Annotated in this window: 16 protein-coding genes; 6 read left to right on the top strand and 10 right to left on the bottom strand. The window is 56.7% G+C overall.

Annotated features, from left to right (window positions below; genetic code table 11):
* Positions 1-66 precede the first annotated feature (66 nt).
* Both ACKWMY_RS02140 and ACKWMY_RS02135 read left to right on the top strand, forming a co-directional pair.
* Positions 67-648, top strand: coding sequence for an NAD(P)H-dependent oxidoreductase (locus ACKWMY_RS02140; protein ID WP_024529148.1), 582 nt, complete (start codon positions 67-69; stop codon positions 646-648).
* Positions 649-693: 45 nt separating this feature from the next.
* Positions 694-999 carry a putative quinol monooxygenase gene (locus tag ACKWMY_RS02135; protein WP_024529149.1) on the top strand — a complete coding sequence of 102 codons (306 nt, stop codon included), beginning with the start codon at positions 694-696 and terminating at the stop codon, positions 997-999.
* A 1-nt stretch (position 1,000) separates the two neighbouring features.
* Here ACKWMY_RS02135 and ACKWMY_RS02130 read toward each other — a convergent pair whose 3' ends face one another.
* From ACKWMY_RS02130 to nudF, 6 genes are all read right to left on the bottom strand, one after another.
* A complete protein-coding gene (locus ACKWMY_RS02130) occupies positions 1,001-1,897 on the bottom strand; it encodes a LysR family transcriptional regulator (RefSeq protein ID WP_211134501.1) in 897 nt (298 codons plus the stop codon).
* A gap of 92 nt (positions 1,898-1,989) precedes the next feature.
* Positions 1,990-3,885 (bottom strand): DNA topoisomerase IV subunit B, encoded by a 1,896-nt coding sequence (gene parE, locus ACKWMY_RS02125; protein ID WP_021179517.1) that lies wholly within the window; start codon positions 3,883-3,885, stop codon positions 1,990-1,992.
* Between the two features lie 89 nt (positions 3,886-3,974).
* Positions 3,975-4,550, bottom strand: a complete 576-nt coding sequence (yqiA, locus tag ACKWMY_RS02120) for an esterase YqiA (protein WP_065684669.1) — start codon at positions 4,548-4,550, stop codon at positions 3,975-3,977.
* Complete coding sequence (gene cpdA / locus ACKWMY_RS02115; protein WP_024529152.1) at positions 4,550-5,377, bottom strand: 3',5'-cyclic-AMP phosphodiesterase; 828 nt, start codon at positions 5,375-5,377, stop codon at positions 4,550-4,552. The genes yqiA and cpdA overlap by 1 nt, the downstream gene beginning before the upstream one ends.
* A gap of 27 nt (positions 5,378-5,404) precedes the next feature.
* On the bottom strand, positions 5,405-5,830 hold the full coding sequence (locus tag ACKWMY_RS02110) for a DUF1249 family protein (protein WP_021179514.1): 426 nt from the start codon (positions 5,828-5,830) through the stop codon (positions 5,405-5,407).
* Positions 5,831-6,463, bottom strand: coding sequence for an ADP-ribose diphosphatase (gene nudF, locus ACKWMY_RS02105; RefSeq protein WP_074031225.1), 633 nt, complete (start codon positions 6,461-6,463; stop codon positions 5,831-5,833). It lies immediately after the preceding gene.
* A gap of 283 nt (positions 6,464-6,746) precedes the next feature.
* Between nudF and tolC the strand changes: the two genes are divergently transcribed.
* Both tolC and dhaR read left to right on the top strand, forming a co-directional pair.
* Entirely contained in the window at positions 6,747-8,168 is a 1,422-nt protein-coding gene (gene tolC, locus ACKWMY_RS02100; protein WP_074031224.1) for an outer membrane channel protein TolC, read from the top strand.
* A gap of 161 nt (positions 8,169-8,329) precedes the next feature.
* The gene (gene dhaR, locus ACKWMY_RS02095; RefSeq protein ID WP_409485815.1) at positions 8,330-10,279 is read left to right on the top strand and encodes a dihydroxyacetone kinase operon transcriptional regulator DhaR; all 1,950 of its coding nucleotides are present in this window, start codon (positions 8,330-8,332) and stop codon (positions 10,277-10,279) included.
* On the opposite strand, the gene dhaM is transcribed toward dhaR, so the two are convergent.
* The 4 genes from dhaM to ACKWMY_RS02075 are packed head-to-tail and all read right to left on the bottom strand — an operon-like array spanning position 10,276 to position 14,569.
* Entirely contained in the window at positions 10,276-11,706 is a 1,431-nt protein-coding gene (gene dhaM, locus ACKWMY_RS02090; protein WP_309046680.1) for a dihydroxyacetone kinase phosphoryl donor subunit DhaM, read from the bottom strand. The two genes, dhaR and dhaM, sit on opposite strands and share 4 nt — an antisense overlap.
* Entirely contained in the window at positions 11,703-12,341 is a 639-nt protein-coding gene (dhaL, locus tag ACKWMY_RS02085) for a dihydroxyacetone kinase subunit DhaL (RefSeq protein ID WP_024528283.1), read from the bottom strand. Before dhaL ends, dhaM begins: the two co-directional genes overlap by 4 nt.
* A 9-nt stretch (positions 12,342-12,350) precedes the next feature.
* Entirely contained in the window at positions 12,351-13,418 is a 1,068-nt protein-coding gene (gene dhaK / locus ACKWMY_RS02080) for a dihydroxyacetone kinase subunit DhaK (RefSeq protein ID WP_024528282.1), read from the bottom strand.
* Between the two features lie 50 nt (positions 13,419-13,468).
* Complete coding sequence (locus tag ACKWMY_RS02075; protein ID WP_024528281.1) at positions 13,469-14,569, bottom strand: glycerol dehydrogenase; 1,101 nt, start codon at positions 14,567-14,569, stop codon at positions 13,469-13,471.
* Between the two features lie 339 nt (positions 14,570-14,908).
* On the opposite strand from ACKWMY_RS02075, the gene ACKWMY_RS02070 reads away from it, so the two are divergent.
* Positions 14,909-15,568, top strand: a complete 660-nt coding sequence (locus ACKWMY_RS02070) for a DUF1190 family protein (RefSeq protein WP_024483036.1) — start codon at positions 14,909-14,911, stop codon at positions 15,566-15,568.
* A 3-nt stretch (positions 15,569-15,571) separates the two neighbouring features.
* Complete coding sequence (locus ACKWMY_RS02065; protein ID WP_409485814.1) at positions 15,572-16,732, top strand: glutathionylspermidine synthase family protein; 1,161 nt, start codon at positions 15,572-15,574, stop codon at positions 16,730-16,732.
* The last annotated feature ends 85 nt before the right edge of the window (positions 16,733-16,817 follow it).

Below are 16,817 nucleotides of genomic sequence, written 5' to 3'. Positions count from 1 at the left end.
ACACTCCGTTTCAACGATATGCCTTACGGCCATCACATTCTACATTCTGACAGGAACCCAGCATCCATGAGCAATATCCTGATTATTAACGCCAAGAAGCAATTCGGCCACTCCAACGGTGAGCTGAACCAGACCCTGAGCGACGTAGCGGAAACTTTCCTGCGCGATGCCAAGCACGATGTACAGGTCACCGTAGTCGATGACGGCTATGATATCGACGCCGAAGTGCAGAAATACCTGTGGGCCGATACGGTGATTTACCAGATGCCAGGCTGGTGGATGGGCGAGCCCTGGATCCTGAAAAAATATCTCGACGAAGTGTTCACCGCTGGCCACGGCAGCCTGTATGCCAGCGATGGCCGCACCCGTTCCGATGCCAGCAAAAAATACGGTTCTGGCGGGCTGATCCAAGGCAAGACCTACATGCTGAGCCTGACCTGGAATGCCCCATTGGAAGCCTTTACCGACCCTGACCAATTCTTCCACGGCGTGGGCGTAGACGGCGTTTATCTGCACTTTCACAAGGCCAACCAGTTCCTGGGGATGGAAGCACTGCCGACCTTTATCTGCAACGATGTGATTAAACAGCCGGATATTGCCAACGATATCGCACGTTTGCGCGCACATCTGGGCGAAGTCTTTGCTTAACTGTGATGGGTTTTATCAATCATACCTTTAACCAGTGAGGCCGTAATGATCACCGTAATTGCAGAAATCAGAACCAGACCGGGTCATCGTGAAAGCGTATTAAAAGCGATTGAGAAGCTGTTGCCAGCGGTGTTGGCGGAAGAAGGCTGTGGCGGCTATCAGCCAATGATCGACGCCGACACCCAGGCACCGTGGCAGAAGCGCTCGCCGGATTCGATCTTTATGTTGGAAAAATGGCAGAGCCAGGCGCATCTGGAACAACACCTACAGACGGATCACATGCTCAAGCACCGTGAAACCATCAAGGACAGCGTGCTGGATACGACCATTTACGTACTGGATAACGCCTGACTCACATCTGTGCATCGGTGATATGCGCGCTGACATAGTCTAGAAAACAGGTGATCCGTGCGGCCAACTGGGCATTGCGATAATACACCGCATTGATTGGCTGGCGGACATCCAACGTTTCGGCCGCCAGCAACTGAACCAGACGCCCTTCCCGCTGATCTTCCCGCGTCATAAAATCGGCCAATTGGGCAATCCCTTCCCCCCGTAGCGCCAGTTGCCGCAGCGTTTCGCCGCTAGAGGCTGATAGCGTTGGGATAATGGCAAAGCGCTCCGCCTGCCGATGGCGCAGCGGCCACAGATTGAGCGACTCGGGCTGCGTAAAGCCCAGCAGGCTATGGTGGTTTAGCTCTTCGACACTCTGCGGTGCCCCAAAGCGGGCAATATAGTCCGGGCTGGCAAGGATGCGTAACCGGCTGGCCCCCAGCAAGCGCGCGTGGATGGTGGAGTCTCGCAATGCGCCAATACGAATGGCGATATCGGTGCGCTTCTCCAGCAGATCGATAATCAGATTATCGGTGTTCAGCTCCAGCTCAATCTGTGGGAAACGTTGGCGGAAACCGGCGACCAGCGGCACGATCACATGCTCCATAAAGGGCGCGGCAGCGTTAACCCGCAGCCTGCCCGCCGGGTTCAGACGACGTAGCGCCATCTGCTCCTCGGCATGTTCCACCGAATTGATAATTTCCCGCGCATGGGCCAAAAAGCTCTGCCCCTCTTCGGTCAATTCCAGACGACGTGTGGTGCGGCGCAGTAACGTGGTATCGAGTTTTTTTTCCAGACGGCTCAGCGCCCGGCTGATGCCAGAGGTGGTTTGGCCAAGCTGCTCGGCGGCGGCGGTAATCGAACCGCTGTCGATCACGGAGGTATAAGCCAATAGTTCTTCGAGGGTGATTTTCATGCATTCCGCCCTGGGTTATCGGGCGCAGCACGCAGTGCGCCAGGGATGGCACAATGTCAAAACGTGGGGCCGCGGTTGCGGCCCCACAGGCATCAGACTGAAAGCTCGGCGGTATCGCCCTTGTCTTGCAGCCAGTTGCGGCGGTCTTCCGAGCGCTTCTTCGCCAACAGCATGTCCATAATGGCCATGGTCTGATCGGTATTCTCGTCATCGATGGTCAACTGCACCAGACGGCGAGTGTTGGGATCGAGCGTCGTTTCACGCAGTTGCAGCGGGTTCATCTCACCCAGCCCTTTAAAGCGCTGTACGTTCGGCTTGCCTTTCTTACGCTTCAACTGCTCCAGCACGCCGGCTTTCTCTTCCTCGTCGAGGGCGTAGTAGACTTCTTTGCCCAGGTCGATACGGTATAGCGGTGGCATCGCAACGTGCACATGGCCACCCTTTACCAGCGAACGGAAGTGGCGCACAAACAACGCACACAGCAGCGTGGCGATGTGCAGGCCATCGGAGTCCGCATCCGCCAGGATACAGATTTTGCCGTAGCGCAGTTGGCTGAGATCTTCACTGTCGGGATCGATGCCGATCGCCACCGAGATATCATGGACTTCCTGCGAGGCCAACACTTCGTCTGAGGAAACTTCCCAGGTGTTGAGGATCTTGCCCTTCAGCGGCATGATCGCCTGATATTCGCGATCGCGCGCCTGCTTGGCCGAGCCGCCCGCCGAGTCCCCTTCCACCAGGAACAGTTCGGTCATGCTCAGATCCTGCGAGGTGCAGTCCGCCAATTTGCCCGGTAACGCAGGCCCACTGGTCAGCTTCTTACGCACCACCTTCTTCGCCGCACGCAGGCGACGTTGAGCGCTGGAGATCGCCAGTTCGGCCAGTTGCTCGGCCGCCTGGACGTTCTGATTCAGCCACAGGCTGAAGGCATCTTTCACCACGCCGGAAACAAACGCCGCGCACTGGCGGGAAGAGAGCCGTTCTTTGGTCTGTCCCGCGAATTGCGGATCCTGCATTTTCACCGACAGCACGTAGGCACAGCGATCCCAGATATCTTCCGCAGACAGCTTCACGCCGCGCGGCAGAATATTGCGGAATTCACAGAACTCGCGCATCGCATCCAGCAGCCCTTGGCGCAGGCCGTTTACGTGCGTGCCGCCTTGCATGGTGGGGATCAGGTTGACGTAGCTCTCCGTCAGCAGTTCCCCGCCTTCCGGCAGCCACAGCAATGCCCAGTCCACCGCTTCGGTATCACCGGCAAAATTGCCGACAAACGCCTTTTCCGGCAGGGTGATCAGGCCGTTCACCGCTTCCATCAGGTAGTCGGTCAGGCCGTCCTGGTAGCACCAGCGCTGCTCGGTGTTGTTCAGCTTGTCGATAAAGTAGATTTCAACGCCGGGGCACAGCACCGCTTTGGCTTTCAGCAGGTGCGACAGGCGGGAAACCGAGAAGCGCGGGCTGTCGAAGAACTGCTCGTCAGGCCAGAAGTGAATGCTGGTGCCGGTGTTGCGCTTGCCGCAGCTACCGGTCACCGCCAAATCCTGCACCTTGTCGCCGTTCTCAAAAGCGATGCTATAGACGTTACCGTCGCGCTTGACGTTGACTTCCACCCGTTTGGACAGGGCGTTAACCACCGAAATCCCCACGCCGTGCAGGCCGCCGGAGAACTGGTAGTTCTTGTTGGAGAATTTACCGCCCGCGTGCAGACGACACATGATCAACTCAACCGCCGGTACGCCTTCTTCAGGGTGGATATCCACCGGCATGCCGCGGCCGTCGTCGATCACTTCCAGTGACTGATCGGCGTGCAGGATCACGTCGATACGCTTGGCATGGCCCGCCAACGCTTCATCGACGCTGTTATCTATCACCTCTTGGCCGAGGTGGTTCGGACGCGTCGTGTCGGTATACATACCGGGACGACGGCGCACTGGTTCTAGACCGCTGAGTACTTCAATGGCATCAGCGTTATAGCTGGATTGAGTCATCGTTGATTATTTTTTCGTGGTTGAGGGAAGGTGCCGAAATCGCCCGCTGCCTGTTCAGTATATCTGTGATAGCTGAAGTTGCTGCGGCGTCATAGCCCTAAAAAATCCACAATCTGGGGGAAGTAGTGCTCGAAACCGACGAAAGCGTGGTTTCCGCCCGACTCCACCGTTTGCCGGCAGGCGGTGTAATAAGCCACTGCCTGACCGTAATCGAGAATTTCATCGCCCGTTTGCTGTAGCAACCAGATTAAATCCGGCGACTCCAAGGGATCGACCTGCATCACTTTCAGATCATAAACGTGGCGTGACTCTAACACATATTGCTGCCCGGTGTAGGGGTTCTCGTTGCTCCCCAGATAGTCGATCAACAGCTCATACGGCTTCACCGCAGGGTTTACCACTACCGCTGGCAACGCAAAACACTGCGATAACCAGGTGGCATAATAGCCGCCCAACGAGGAGCCTACGACGCCCATCGTCTGGCCTGCCCGCGCCATCACCATATCTTCCAGCATTTCCGCCGCCTCCGCCGGGTAGGGCGGCAACTGCGGTACCAGCATGTCGATATGGGGATGATTTTCCGCCAGCCAGGCTTTGAAAGCCGTGGCCTTGGCCGAAAGCGGCGAGCTGTTGAAACCGTGCAGGTAAAGTAAGGTTGAAGGCATCAGTAGCCGTCCGAATCCATGTCGGGGCGGAAGTCATCGTTTTCCAGCCGGAATACCTGGGTTTCCACCCGGCCATCTGGCAACAGGTCGAGATAGCGCCAACCTGGGGAAACGTCGTCGATCGTAAAATTGGTGCAGTGCGGCTTGAATTGCACGCAGGTGGACGGCGTGGCCAACAGCCGACGCCCGTGCCAACCCAGATCCAATTCCTGGTGGATATGCCCGCACAGCAAGGTATTCACTTTCGGATAGCGCCACAGCACGGCCGCCAGCGTATGCGGGTTACGCAAACTGTGTTGATCAAGCCAGGTGCAGCCGGAAGGCAACGGATGGTGATGCAGTAACAGCAGCGTGTAGCGCTCTGGATGAGCCTCCAGACAACGTTCCATCCACTCCAGCTGGTATTCACTCAGCTCGCCGTGCGGCACGCCAAACACCTGGCTATCCAGCAATAACACCTGCCAGTTGTCCCCCAGCAGCACCTGCTTGGAAGGTGAGATACCGGCTGCGGCCAGCGCATCTACCATCGCAGGCTGAAAATCGTGGTTCCCCGGCAGCCAGACACAGGGCGCGGGCAAACGGGTGATGCCATCGGCAAAGTGCCGGTATGCCGCCTGGGAATGATCCTGCGCCAGATCGCCGGTTGCCACGATCAGGTCGCACTCACGCTGCTGCGCGATCACCGCATCCAGCACCGCGTGATAGCTGGCATAGGTATTTATGCCAAGCAAGGTCTCATTCTTGCCAGCAAACAGGTGGGTATCAGTTATTTGTAGGATCCTGACCTTGGCCCCACTCGCCACGGGCAGTCTAAACAGGCTTTCCAAATGGTGTCCTTTGTTATCTCCGTCGACCTAACAAGCCGGAACCGCCATTGCTCCATGCGCTAAACAGTAGCGCAACCAATCAGCAAGAAACTGGTTAATTTGATGCTTTTCGTCACGTTGATGCAACTTTTTGTTCGGATAATCATAACGCGCTTTAAACCGATAGATCTGCTGACTGGAACACACTTCCGCAACCATCGCGTCGTGGTACAGCCGCACCGTCATCGCAGGCAGGCTCCAGTAGCTGACCGCAGGCGCAGTCTGCTCGATCTGCACTAGCGTAGTGTAACGGGTAGATTCAACAATAGTCAGACGATAGTGGGCGCCATTCACCTGATAAGTGACGGTTTCATCGACTTCGTCGTTACGCGGCATCAAACGCCGCAATTGCGCGAAGTTGGTTTCACACAATCTCATCATTTCGGGGAAGTCAGGGGTATAGCGCTTTTGCATTTAGTTGGCCCATTCTGCTTTAAGCGATTCATGGTGCAACGCCAGCCACTGCAATGCAATCACTGATGCGGCATTATCAATCGCGCCTTCTTCAACCCAGCGGTAAGCCTGTTCGCGGCTGACCACGTGGACACGGATATCTTCATGCTCTTCGGGCAATCCGTGGATCCCTTCGGCCGTCAGGGCGTCAACCTCACCAACCATAATAGACAGACGTTCGCTGGTGCCACCAGGGCTGGCCAGATAGCTCAGCACCGGCTTGCAGCGCCCCACCACCACGCCAGCCTCTTCCAATGCTTCACGGCGGCATACGTCTTCAACGCTCTCTCCCGTTTCGATCATACCCGCAACCATTTCCAGCAGCCAAGGAGAAGCTGAGCTATCGATGGCCGGGATCCGCAGTTGTTCAACCAGCACGACTTCATCCCTGATGGGATCATAGGGTAGCAACACCGCCGCATGGCCGCGCTCAAAAACTTCGCGAGTGACCTCACCGCTCATTTCGCCGTTGAACAGACGATGGCGAAAGCGATATAAGTCGAGTGAAAAAAAACCACGGTATAGCGTCTCTCGTGCAATAATTTCTACATCATTTTTGTCGAAAGTAACGGGTGAAGGTTGCGAGCGTTTCATCTACGAATTCTCCTGTGTGATTATGCCGGCAAAATAAAGGGATTTGATGACAGAAACGGCGGGGTTATCTTCACCCGCTTTGTGTTAGATTGTGAACCATGATATCAGGTAGCGCAGATGCAAATAGCCAAGTGTCAGTCAACGTAGCGTACACCAAGGTAAAAGTTCTGTGAGATGGCACATTAAGCCACCCTCAGCGCTCGGCAGACTCTGCTAGAATTGGCAACTATTCGTCTATCGTCAGCGCTAACATAGCAATATTGCTGCACAACAAGGAATGCAAATGAAGAAACTGCTCCCCCTTCTTATTGGTCTGAGCCTCGCAGGCTTCAGCACCATGAGCCAGGCAGAGAACCTGTTGCAGGTTTACAAACAGGCCAGGGAAAGTAACCCGGATCTGCGTAAAACCGCTGCCGACCGTGATGCGGCGTATGAAAAAATCAACGAGGCACGCAGCCCGTTGCTGCCACAGCTTGGCTTATCTGCCGGTTATACCTATAACAACGGCTTCCGCGATGCCAATGGGCTTAATAGCAACACCACCCAAGGCTCGCTGGCGCTGACCCAGACTATCTTTGATATGTCCAAATGGCGCGCGCTGACGCTACAGGAAAAGACCGCCGGCATTACCGATGTCACTTTCCAGACGTCATCCCAGAAATTGATCCTGGATACGGCCACCGCCTACTTCAACGTACTACAGGCGATCGATGCCCTGTCCTACACCCAGGCGAATAAACAAGCGGTTTACCGTACGTTGGATCAGACCACCCAGCGTTTTAACGTGGGCCTGGTTGCCATTACCGACGTGCAGAACGCCCGTGCCAACTACGATACCGTGTTGGCCAACGAAGTAACCGCCCGTAACAACCTGGATAACGCGGTAGAATCGTTACGCCAAATTACCGGCACCTTCTACCCGGAACTGGCCTCGCTGGATACCAACAAGTTCAGCACCAAGCGCCCGGATGCCGTCAACAGCCTGTTGAAGGAAGCAGAAAGCCGTAACCTGAGCCTGCTGTCTGCCCGCCTGAGCCAGGATCTGGCCCGTGAGCAGATCAAATCGGCGCAAACCGGCTATATGCCAACGGTTGATTTAAATGCTTCTACCGGGATCACCAATTCCAAATACAGTGGTTCCAGAGCTAACACTGGTACTAGTGGCAACGACTCGATTAATGGCCAGAACCAGGTCGGCATCAGCGTTAGCGTGCCACTGTACAACGGCGGCGTAACCAACTCGCGGGTAGAACAGGCGCAGTACAACTTCGTCGGTGCCAGCGAGCAGTTGGAAAGCGCCCACCGCAGCGTGGTGCAAACCGTACGTTCCTCCTTCAACAACGTTTCTGCGTCCATCAGCAGCATCAGCGCTTATAAACAAGCGGTGGTTTCTGCCCAGAGTTCTCTGGATGCGACCGAAGCCGGTTATGAAGTGGGTACCCGTACCATCGTTGACGTGTTGGATGCGACAACCACGCTGTATAACGCCAAGCAGCAGCTTTCCAATGCGCGTTATTCTTACCTGATCAACCAGTTGAACATCAAATCCGCGCTCGGCACGCTGAACGAAAACGATCTGATGATGCTGAACGGAGCACTAGGCAAGCCAATCTCCACCGCACCAGACGTGGTGGCCCCACCAACAACGGCGCAAGATGCCTACGTTGACGGTTCCAGCACCACCCGGCCAACGGCCAGCAGATAATCTGCAGCGGCTTTGAGCTACCGAATAACGGAGCCCGGTTTTTACCGCGCTCCGTTTTTTTATCCAATGATCCTGCTTCTGCCCATCGCCTCACAGCCTCTGTAAATGGGTTAATGTTATGATTAGTTCCCTATTTGGGTTTACCTGCTGAACGGGATCTGATGGACAACGCTTCACTCTGGCAACGGTTGATCACCGAAGGCGCGTTACCGCCACAGCTGCGCCCTTCCCCTGCCATTTATGCATCCTGGCTACGCTGCAGCCACCTGATGCAACCCGCCGTGTGGAAAGCCCCACATCGCGCCCTGGGCACCACCTTCGACTCGATCTGCCGGCGTAAGGATGATTTCATTACGCTCGGCCAGGCGGCGTTGGAGGATGCCTGGGAATATATGGAACAGCGCCACTGCGTGTTGCTGATCCTCGACGAAAGCGGCTGTACGCTGTGGCAATGTGGCGACAAGACGACCGGCGAACAGCTGCTCGAACTGGGTTTTGCTCCCGGCGCTTATTGGGCAGAAGGCGACATCGGCACCAATGCCCCTTCTCTGGCCGCATCCGAGGGCCATCCGGTACAGATCCATAGCGATGAACACGTGCGCCAGGCGCTGCATGGCTGGTCATTCTGCGCCGCACCGGTGCATGACAATAGCGGCCGCCAGCGCGGTATGCTGGCTTTGGGCTGCCAGTTGGCCGATTGTAATGCGGGCGATCTTTCCCTGATCCTGGCGATCGCCCGGGAGATCGGCAATGCCCTGAACGCCGACGGCCTGCTGGCCGAATCCAACCGCCATCTCAATCAGCTCAACGGGCTACTGGATAGCGTAGACGACGGTGTCATGGCCTGGGATCACCGGGGTTATCTGCAATATATCAACCCGCGCGCCGCCGCTATGCTGAAGCTGCACGAACAGCAGAGCCAGGGCAAGCCGCTGGCACAGTTATTGACGCTACCGGCCTTGCTTAACCGCGCCATCAGCCAACGCCAGCCGTTACAGCATGTGGAAGTCACCTTTGAAAGCCAGGGCCAGTTTATCGCCGCGCTACTCACCCTCAAACCGATCCTGGACGGTGAGCACTGTAGCTTTATCGCCTTGCTGCATCCCTTGGAAAGGCTGCATCAGTACGTCAGCAGCCAGATCGGCCGGGTCAGCCACACCTTCGAACAGATGCCTTCCGGCACCCAGGAAATGCGCCGCCTGATCCGCTATGGCCAGCAGGCGGCGAAGGGCCAGCACCCGATTTTACTGTGCGGTGAAGAAGGGGTGGGGAAAGAACTGGTCAGCCAGGCCATCCACAATGCCAGCGAACGTGCCGCCGGGCCTTATATCGCCTTAAACTGCCAGTTGCTGCCCGAAGCGCAAGGGTTGAAGGAGCTGTTGGGCAGTGACGCCAATGAAGAAGAAGCGGGCCAACTCAGTAAGTTCGAACTGGCCAACGGCGGCACGCTGCATCTTGAGCAGGTCGAATACCTGCCGCTGGCCATGCAGTCCGCTCTGTTGCAGGTGCTAAAAACCGGAGTGGTGATGCGTATGAATTCCAGCCGCGTGATCCCGGTGAACGTACGGGTGATCGCTACCAGCGCCGCCAACCTGCCGCTGTTGGTGCAGCAGAACCGCTTCCGCCGCCAGCTGTTTTATAGTCTGCAGGCCTTTGAGATCCAAATTCCGCCGTTACGCCAGCGCCTCAGTGACATCTCTTTGCTGGTTCAGCACCATCTGCGCGCCCTGGAGCATCACTTCCAATGTCGTTTCCGGGTGGACGACGACGTTATGACCCAACTTGGTCTGTACCTGTGGCCGGGTAACGATCTGGAACTGAAAGGGGTGATAGAGCGCGCCGCGATGATTTGCCACGGCCACCATATTCAACTGGCCGACCTACCCGCTCATTTGCTCAGCCATCAGCCGCTAGTGGAAAGCGACTCTCAACCGGCTATGCCACTGATGACGCTGGCGGAAATGGAGTTGCAGGCTATTATCCGCGTAGCCAACGTCAGCCACGGGCAGCTTAACGAAATGGCGCAGCTGCTGGGCATCAGCCGCACCACTCTGTGGCGTAAAGTCAAACAGTTGAATATCGATATCAGCCAGTTCAAGCTGCGGGGTTAATGGCTGAGCTGTAAGGTACCGCGCGCCGCGTCCAGCATCGCTTTCTGGCCGCTACGGGTCTTGCTCATACATTCGCTCATGCCGACCACCATCGGGATCCCCATCGCTTTGGCCAGAATAGCGGTGTGTGACAAGGCGTTGCCGCCGCTCAGGCAAATCCCGAGAACCATGCGCCGATCGAGCATCACGACGTCGGAAGGCATCAGCTCATCCATCACCAGGATCGCAGGCTCATTGAGCACGATCGCCGGAATAGGCTGCCGTGACAGATGGCTCAGCGTACGGCGCAGCATGTCACGCACGTCCAGTTCCCGCGCCTGCAAATACTCATCATCCAGCGCCCGATAATCGGCGGCAATCTGCTCCAGCTCCTGCCGCCACGCCAGTTCCGCGCTGCACTGCTGTTGGGCAATACGGGTAAAGGCAGCCTGTTGCAGATCGGGATCGTCTAGCAGCATGCTGTGCGCCCCAAAGATCGCCGCCTGCGGTTTGCCGATCAGGTTGCCAGTGCGATCGGCCAGCCTGTTCAAATCGTCTAACGTCTGCTGCAATGCGATACGCAGGCGCTGCTGTTCGTTGAGCACGTCATCGGCCCCTAGCTGGCGTTCTTCCGTTTGTGGCCAGAAGCTCGATACCTGGAATATCGGACCACTGCTGACGCTTTCCTCCACGGGGATACCGTGCAGCGAAGGCAGTTGCTGCTCAGATACGGTTTCGCCAAAATGCTGCTCTGCCAACGCCTTGAAAGCCGCCAGCGCTTCATCAGCCTGTGCGCCATCGGCAATCAGGCGGATAGTGTCGCCGTGGCGAACCTGCAACAAAGCCAGCTGATTAAGGCTGCGTGGGTTGGCACATTGGCCATGCTTTTCCAGCACCAGTTCCGCTGCAAATGGAGCCAGAGCCTCTGCCAGACGCGCTGCCGGGCGAGCGTGCAATCCGTGTGGATTCTGTACCGTCCAACTCAGGCTTTTTCCCTGACTCAGCGGTAAATTCAGTGGCTTACTGGCGGGTATCTCCTCACCGAGCTGTGCCTGCTTGGCCTGCAAGGCTCCTTGCGCCTCTGCCAGCACCTGCTCCAGGCTACCGCCCGCGTTAGCCGCTACGACCGCCGCCAACGTGCCTTCCACCAGCGGTGCCGCACACAGTACCACCTTGGCCGCCACCTCTGGGTCGAGCAGCTCAAGCGCGGTTTCCGCACTCAATAATGCGCTGCCGAGATCCATCAGCACCACGATCCCCTCTCCGTCAGCCACGGATTCGATCGCTTCCATCACTTTCATCGCATCGGTGCCGATCGGGTGTAACTCATCATCGACCCCCGCCGCCAACACCAGTTTGCAACCCTCACCGCGCATCATCTGGCGGGCAAGTTGCTCAACACCCTGGGCCAATTGCGCACTGTGTGAAACCACGACGATGTTGATCATCCTGCCTCCTCGACCACCTGGGCCAGCGTTTTTATCATCAACATGACGGAGGTTGCGCCTGGGTCCTGATGGCCGATGCTGCGTTCGCCCAAATAGCTGGCGCGCCCTTTACGGGCCTGCATGACGATAGTGGCCTGTGCGGCCTGCTCCGCCCGAACGGCGGCCTGTTGTAGCGCCTGGGTCACGCTGAGCTGCTGTTGTAACGACTCGCCCAGGCTTGCGACGACAGGCCCCCAGACATCACACATGGTTTTATCACCCGGCTCTGCCTTACCACGCATCGCTACGCCTTCCGCGCCTTCCTGGATCACCTGCCTCAACTCCGCCAAATCCAGGCTCTGCTTGGCGTTGGCCGCCTGAGCCGCACGGATGAAGAAGGTGCCGAACAGCGGACCACTGGCACCACCAACGCTGGAGAGCAGCGTCATACCGGTGTTTTTGAGAATAAAGCCGATGTCCTTGTCCGCTACCGAAGGCAGCTTTTCTACCACCTTGCTAAAGCCACGGTTCATATTCAGGCCGTGGTCGCCATCGCCGATATCGCTATCCAACTGAGTCAAGAAATCGCGTTCGCGGGTAAAGACCTCACCACAACGCATCAACCACTCAACGACCTGCTGTTTGCTTAATGTCATAATCCCTCCTCAACCCCAGCGCAGCGCTGGCGTGTTCACCGGCGCATCCCACAGCGATAACAGCTCGTCATCCACTTGCAGCAAGGTGATGGAAACCCCCTGCATATCCAATGCGGTGCAGTATGACCCCACCAGATTGCGCTCAATGACGATCCCGGCCGCAGCACAGCGCTGTGCCAAACGGTGGTAAACCCCGTACAGTTCGGAAAGCGGCGTAGCCCCCAGGTTATTAACCAGCGCAATCACCCGATCGCCCTGCGTCAAGGCTCGTTTGCTTTGGCTCTCTTCACGCCATTCCCCTTGCTGGCGATCCCAAACGCGGATCGTACGCTGGTAATCGCCGTTATCGATCAGGGTAGCGAACATGTCATCCACCGTTTGATCGAGGGTGGTGAACGTCCGCCGTTCGATCCCCGGTTCGCCGTGGATGCCAACGCCGAACTCCATCTCGTTATCCGCCAAAGTAAACGACGGTTTACCTGCCGCAGGCACGGTGCAAGCGCCCAGAGCAATCCCTAGCGAGTGGCCTTGGTTGTTGATTTTGTGCCCCAGTGTGACCAGCGCGTCCAGATCGTCACCCCGTACCGCTGCCGCGCCGAGCAGTTTCTCCATCAGCACCGTATTGGCAACGCCACGTCGGCCTGCGGTGAACAGGCTATCTTTGACCGCTACGTCGTCATCCACCAGTACCGTTGCCACTGGCACGCCGCTGTCATGCAGCAATTCGGTCGCCGTTTCAAAGTTGAGGATGTCACCGGTGTAGTTCTTGATGATCAGCAACACCCCGGCGCCGCCGTCAATAGCTTGGCCGCAGTCGTACATTTTATCCGGCGTCGGTGAGGTGAAAATCTCCCCTGGGCAGGCACCGTCCAGCATTCCCTCGCCCACGAAGCCGCAGTGCATCGGCTCATGGCCACTACCACCGCCAGACAGGATCGCCACTTTGCCTGGGATCGGCCCCGCCGTGCGGGTCACAAACACAGGATCCTGATGCACCTGCAGCTCCGGGTGAGCGGCAGCCATGCCGAGTAACTGTTCGTTAAGTACCGAATCGACCTGATTGATTAGCTTTTTCACGGTTAATTCCTCTGTAGAGAACAGCGGGCGCGTTGAGCGCGCCCGATGATTTATGCGCGTTGCAACCAGGCGCTGCCCAGTTTGTCTGCCGTCAGGATAGCCGCCAGTACGCTTTCCGGCGTCACGCTAAACGGCATGTTGTGGATGGTTTCACCTTTGGCACAGCTGGCCTCTGCCACCTTGCCGATTTTTTCTGTCAGTTCACCGGTGACGCCCATTTGTGCCAGGGTGATCGGTAACCCGACCTGCTGGCAGAAGTTCAGCACCGTTTCAATCTGTGCCATTGGGCTGTTTTGCAGCACCAACTGAGACAGGGTGCCGAACGCCACTTTTTCCCCGTGATACAGATGATGGCACTCTTCCAACACGGTAAAACCGTTGTGGATGGCATGCGCCGCCGCCAGACCGCTGCTTTCAAAACCAATACCGCTCAGATAGGTGTTGGCTTCAATGATGCGCTCCACCGCTTCGGTGACCACACCAGACTCCGCAGCCAGCTTGGCCTTAACCCCTTCAGCCAACAGCGTTTCATAACATAGACGCGCCAGATTGAGCGCCGCCAGCGTTGACTTGCCGCCCGCCATGCTGGTGGCCTGGGCATCGAAGCAGGCCTGAGCTTCAAAATAGGTGGAGAGCGCGTCGCCCATGCCCGCCACCAGCAGGCGTACCGGCGCTTTGGCGATAATGGCGCTGTCCATCACCACCATATTCGGGTTGGCGGGGTAGATCAGGTATTCTTCAAACTCGCCGCTTTCGCTGTAGATCACCGACAACGCGCTGGTAGGCGCATCCGTCGAAGCAATGGTTGGCATCAGAACCACTGGCACATGCTGGTAATAGGCAATCGCCTTGGCGGTATCCAACGTTTTGCCGCCACCGATGCCGATCACCCCTTTGCAGCCATGGCTTTTCAGCTCCTGGCCAAGGCGGTCGATTTCCTTGCGGCAGCATTCGCCATTAAACGTACCAGCGTGATACTTCACCCCGTGCTGATGCAGGCTGCCCATCACAGTATCGCCCGCCAGTTTCATGACGAAATCGTCGGCGATCACAAAGTAATGATCGGCAAGGGCTTTGGCATATTGGCCAACGGAGGCCAACGCATTGGCTCCCTGGATGTATTTGCTCGGGGATTGAATGATTCTCAACATAACTGACTCCTTGTAGAGACGTTAACCAAGTAACGTTCAGATTTCAGAGGGTGATATCGACGTATTGTTCTGTTGCTGACTATACGACCTGCCGGCCGCTTGGCGAGTAAGGAAAAAAGCGTTACATAATGGAACGTAGCTTCGGGCAAAACGTTCCATTATGTAACGCTTTTGCTGCAGTTATGCGCAGTAAAGCGAACTGGCGCACACCGTAACGTATAAGTGCGTAAAGAGTGGATCCTGCGGGTGTTTCAGCTTTAATTTTGAGCATCTTTCACCTATCCTATCGACCACTACTGGGCAAGGGCGAATACAGCCCGCATGATGGGATAAATATCGATGAAACGGACCAAAAACATCAACAAAGACACCTTCCGCAAATCCTGGCGCAGCTACCGTGTTGCCCCCGTGGCTTTGGCGATCAGCGCAGTGTTTATGCTGGCCGGCTGCGAACAGGCGGATGAGACGGTTTCCCTGTATAAAAATGCTGACGATTGTTCAACCTCCAACCCGTCGATGAGCGAGCAGTGCACCACTGCGTATAACAACGCGCTGAAAGAAGCGGAAAAAACCGCACCTAAATATGCCACTCGTGAAGACTGCGTAGCCGAATTCGGTGAAGCGCAATGTACTCAGGCTCCAGCACAGGCTGGCATGGCCGCAGAATCACAAAGCAGTGGCAGCATGTGGATGCCGCTGATGGCGGGCTACATGATGGGCCGCATGATGGGTGGCGGGGGCTACGCTCAACAGCCGCTGTTTTCCTCTAAAAACGCCGCCAGCCCAGCAAACGGCAAGTTTGTTGACGCCAGCGGTAAAAGCTATGGCCCGGCAACCGCAGGCGGCCGCTCCATGACGGTACCTAAAACCGCAATGGCCCCTAAACCCGCGGTGACCAATACCGTTACCCGTGGTGGCTTCGGTGAGTCCGTGGCCAAACAGACCAGCATGCAACGCAGCAGCGCTACCTCCAGCAGCTCACGCAGCATGGGCGGTTAAGACATGAAACGCGTTGCGATTAGCGAGCGCCCAGACTGGCGCGAAAAAGCCACCGAGTTTGGTTTCGCCTTTCACACCATGTACGGCGAACCCTACTGGTGTGAAGATGCCTATTACCAATTCACGTTGGCACAGATCGAAGAGATTGAAGATGCCACCGCCGAACTGCACCAGATGTGCCTGAAGGTGGTAGATAAGGTGGTCAACAGCGATCAACTGATGACCAAATTCTGCATCCCCAAGCACACCTGGGAATTCGTTCGCAGCTCCTGGCGCACTAATCAGCCTTCGCTGTATTCACGCCTCGACCTGGCCTATGACGGCATCAATCCACCCAAGCTGTTGGAAAATAACGCCGATACGCCAACCTCACTGTATGAGGCAGCGTTTTTCCAATGGCTATGGCTGGAAGATCAGATCAACGCAGGCAAGCTGGATCCCGCCGCTGATCAGTACAACAGCCTGCAAGAAAAACTGATCGAACGTTTCGCCGATCTGCAAGCCAACCACGGCTTTAGCCTGCTGCATCTGGCCTGCTGCCAAGACAGCGAGGAAGATCGCGGTACGGTGCAATATCTGCAAGACTGCGCGCTGGAAGCAGGCCTGCCGACCGAATTCCTGTTTATGGAAGAGATTGGCCTGGGCGAGAAAGGCCAGTTCACCGATCTGCAAAATCAGGTTATCAGTAACCTGTTCAAGCTCTATCCGTGGGAATTTATGCTGCGCGAGATGTTCTCCACCAAGCTGGAAGACGCTGGCGTACGCTGGCTGGAACCGGCCTGGAAGAGCATTATCTCCAACAAGGCTCTGCTGCCAATGTTGTGGGAAATGTTCCCGGATCATCCAAACCTGCTGCCAGCCTACTTTGCCGAGGACGATCATCCGCAGATGGATCATTACGTCACCAAGCCGCTGTTCTCACGCGAGGGTGCCAACATCCAGATCGTCCAGAACGGTCAGGAAGTGGCGCGCGTCGATGGGCCATACGGCGAAGAAGGCATGATTGTGCAGCAGTTCCATCAATTGCCCCAGTTTGAAGGCAGCTATACGCTGATCGGCAGCTGGCTGGTCAACGATCAGCCTTGCGGTATTGGCCTGCGTGAAGATCGCGAGTTGATCACCCAGGATCTGTCGCGCTTCTACCCGCATATTATTCTTGGTTAATCCGTAGGGTCGAACATACTCACCGGAGGGGCGTCGCACAATGCGCCCGATCTGAGGCGCGAAATTTTCGCGCCTTTTTTATTGG

Source organism: Serratia sp. J2 (assembly GCF_046269175.1).
In the GTDB taxonomy this organism is placed as follows: Bacteria; Pseudomonadota; Gammaproteobacteria; order Enterobacterales; family Enterobacteriaceae; genus Chania; species Chania fonticola_C.
This window is presented reverse-complemented; position numbering and strand designations above follow the sequence as displayed.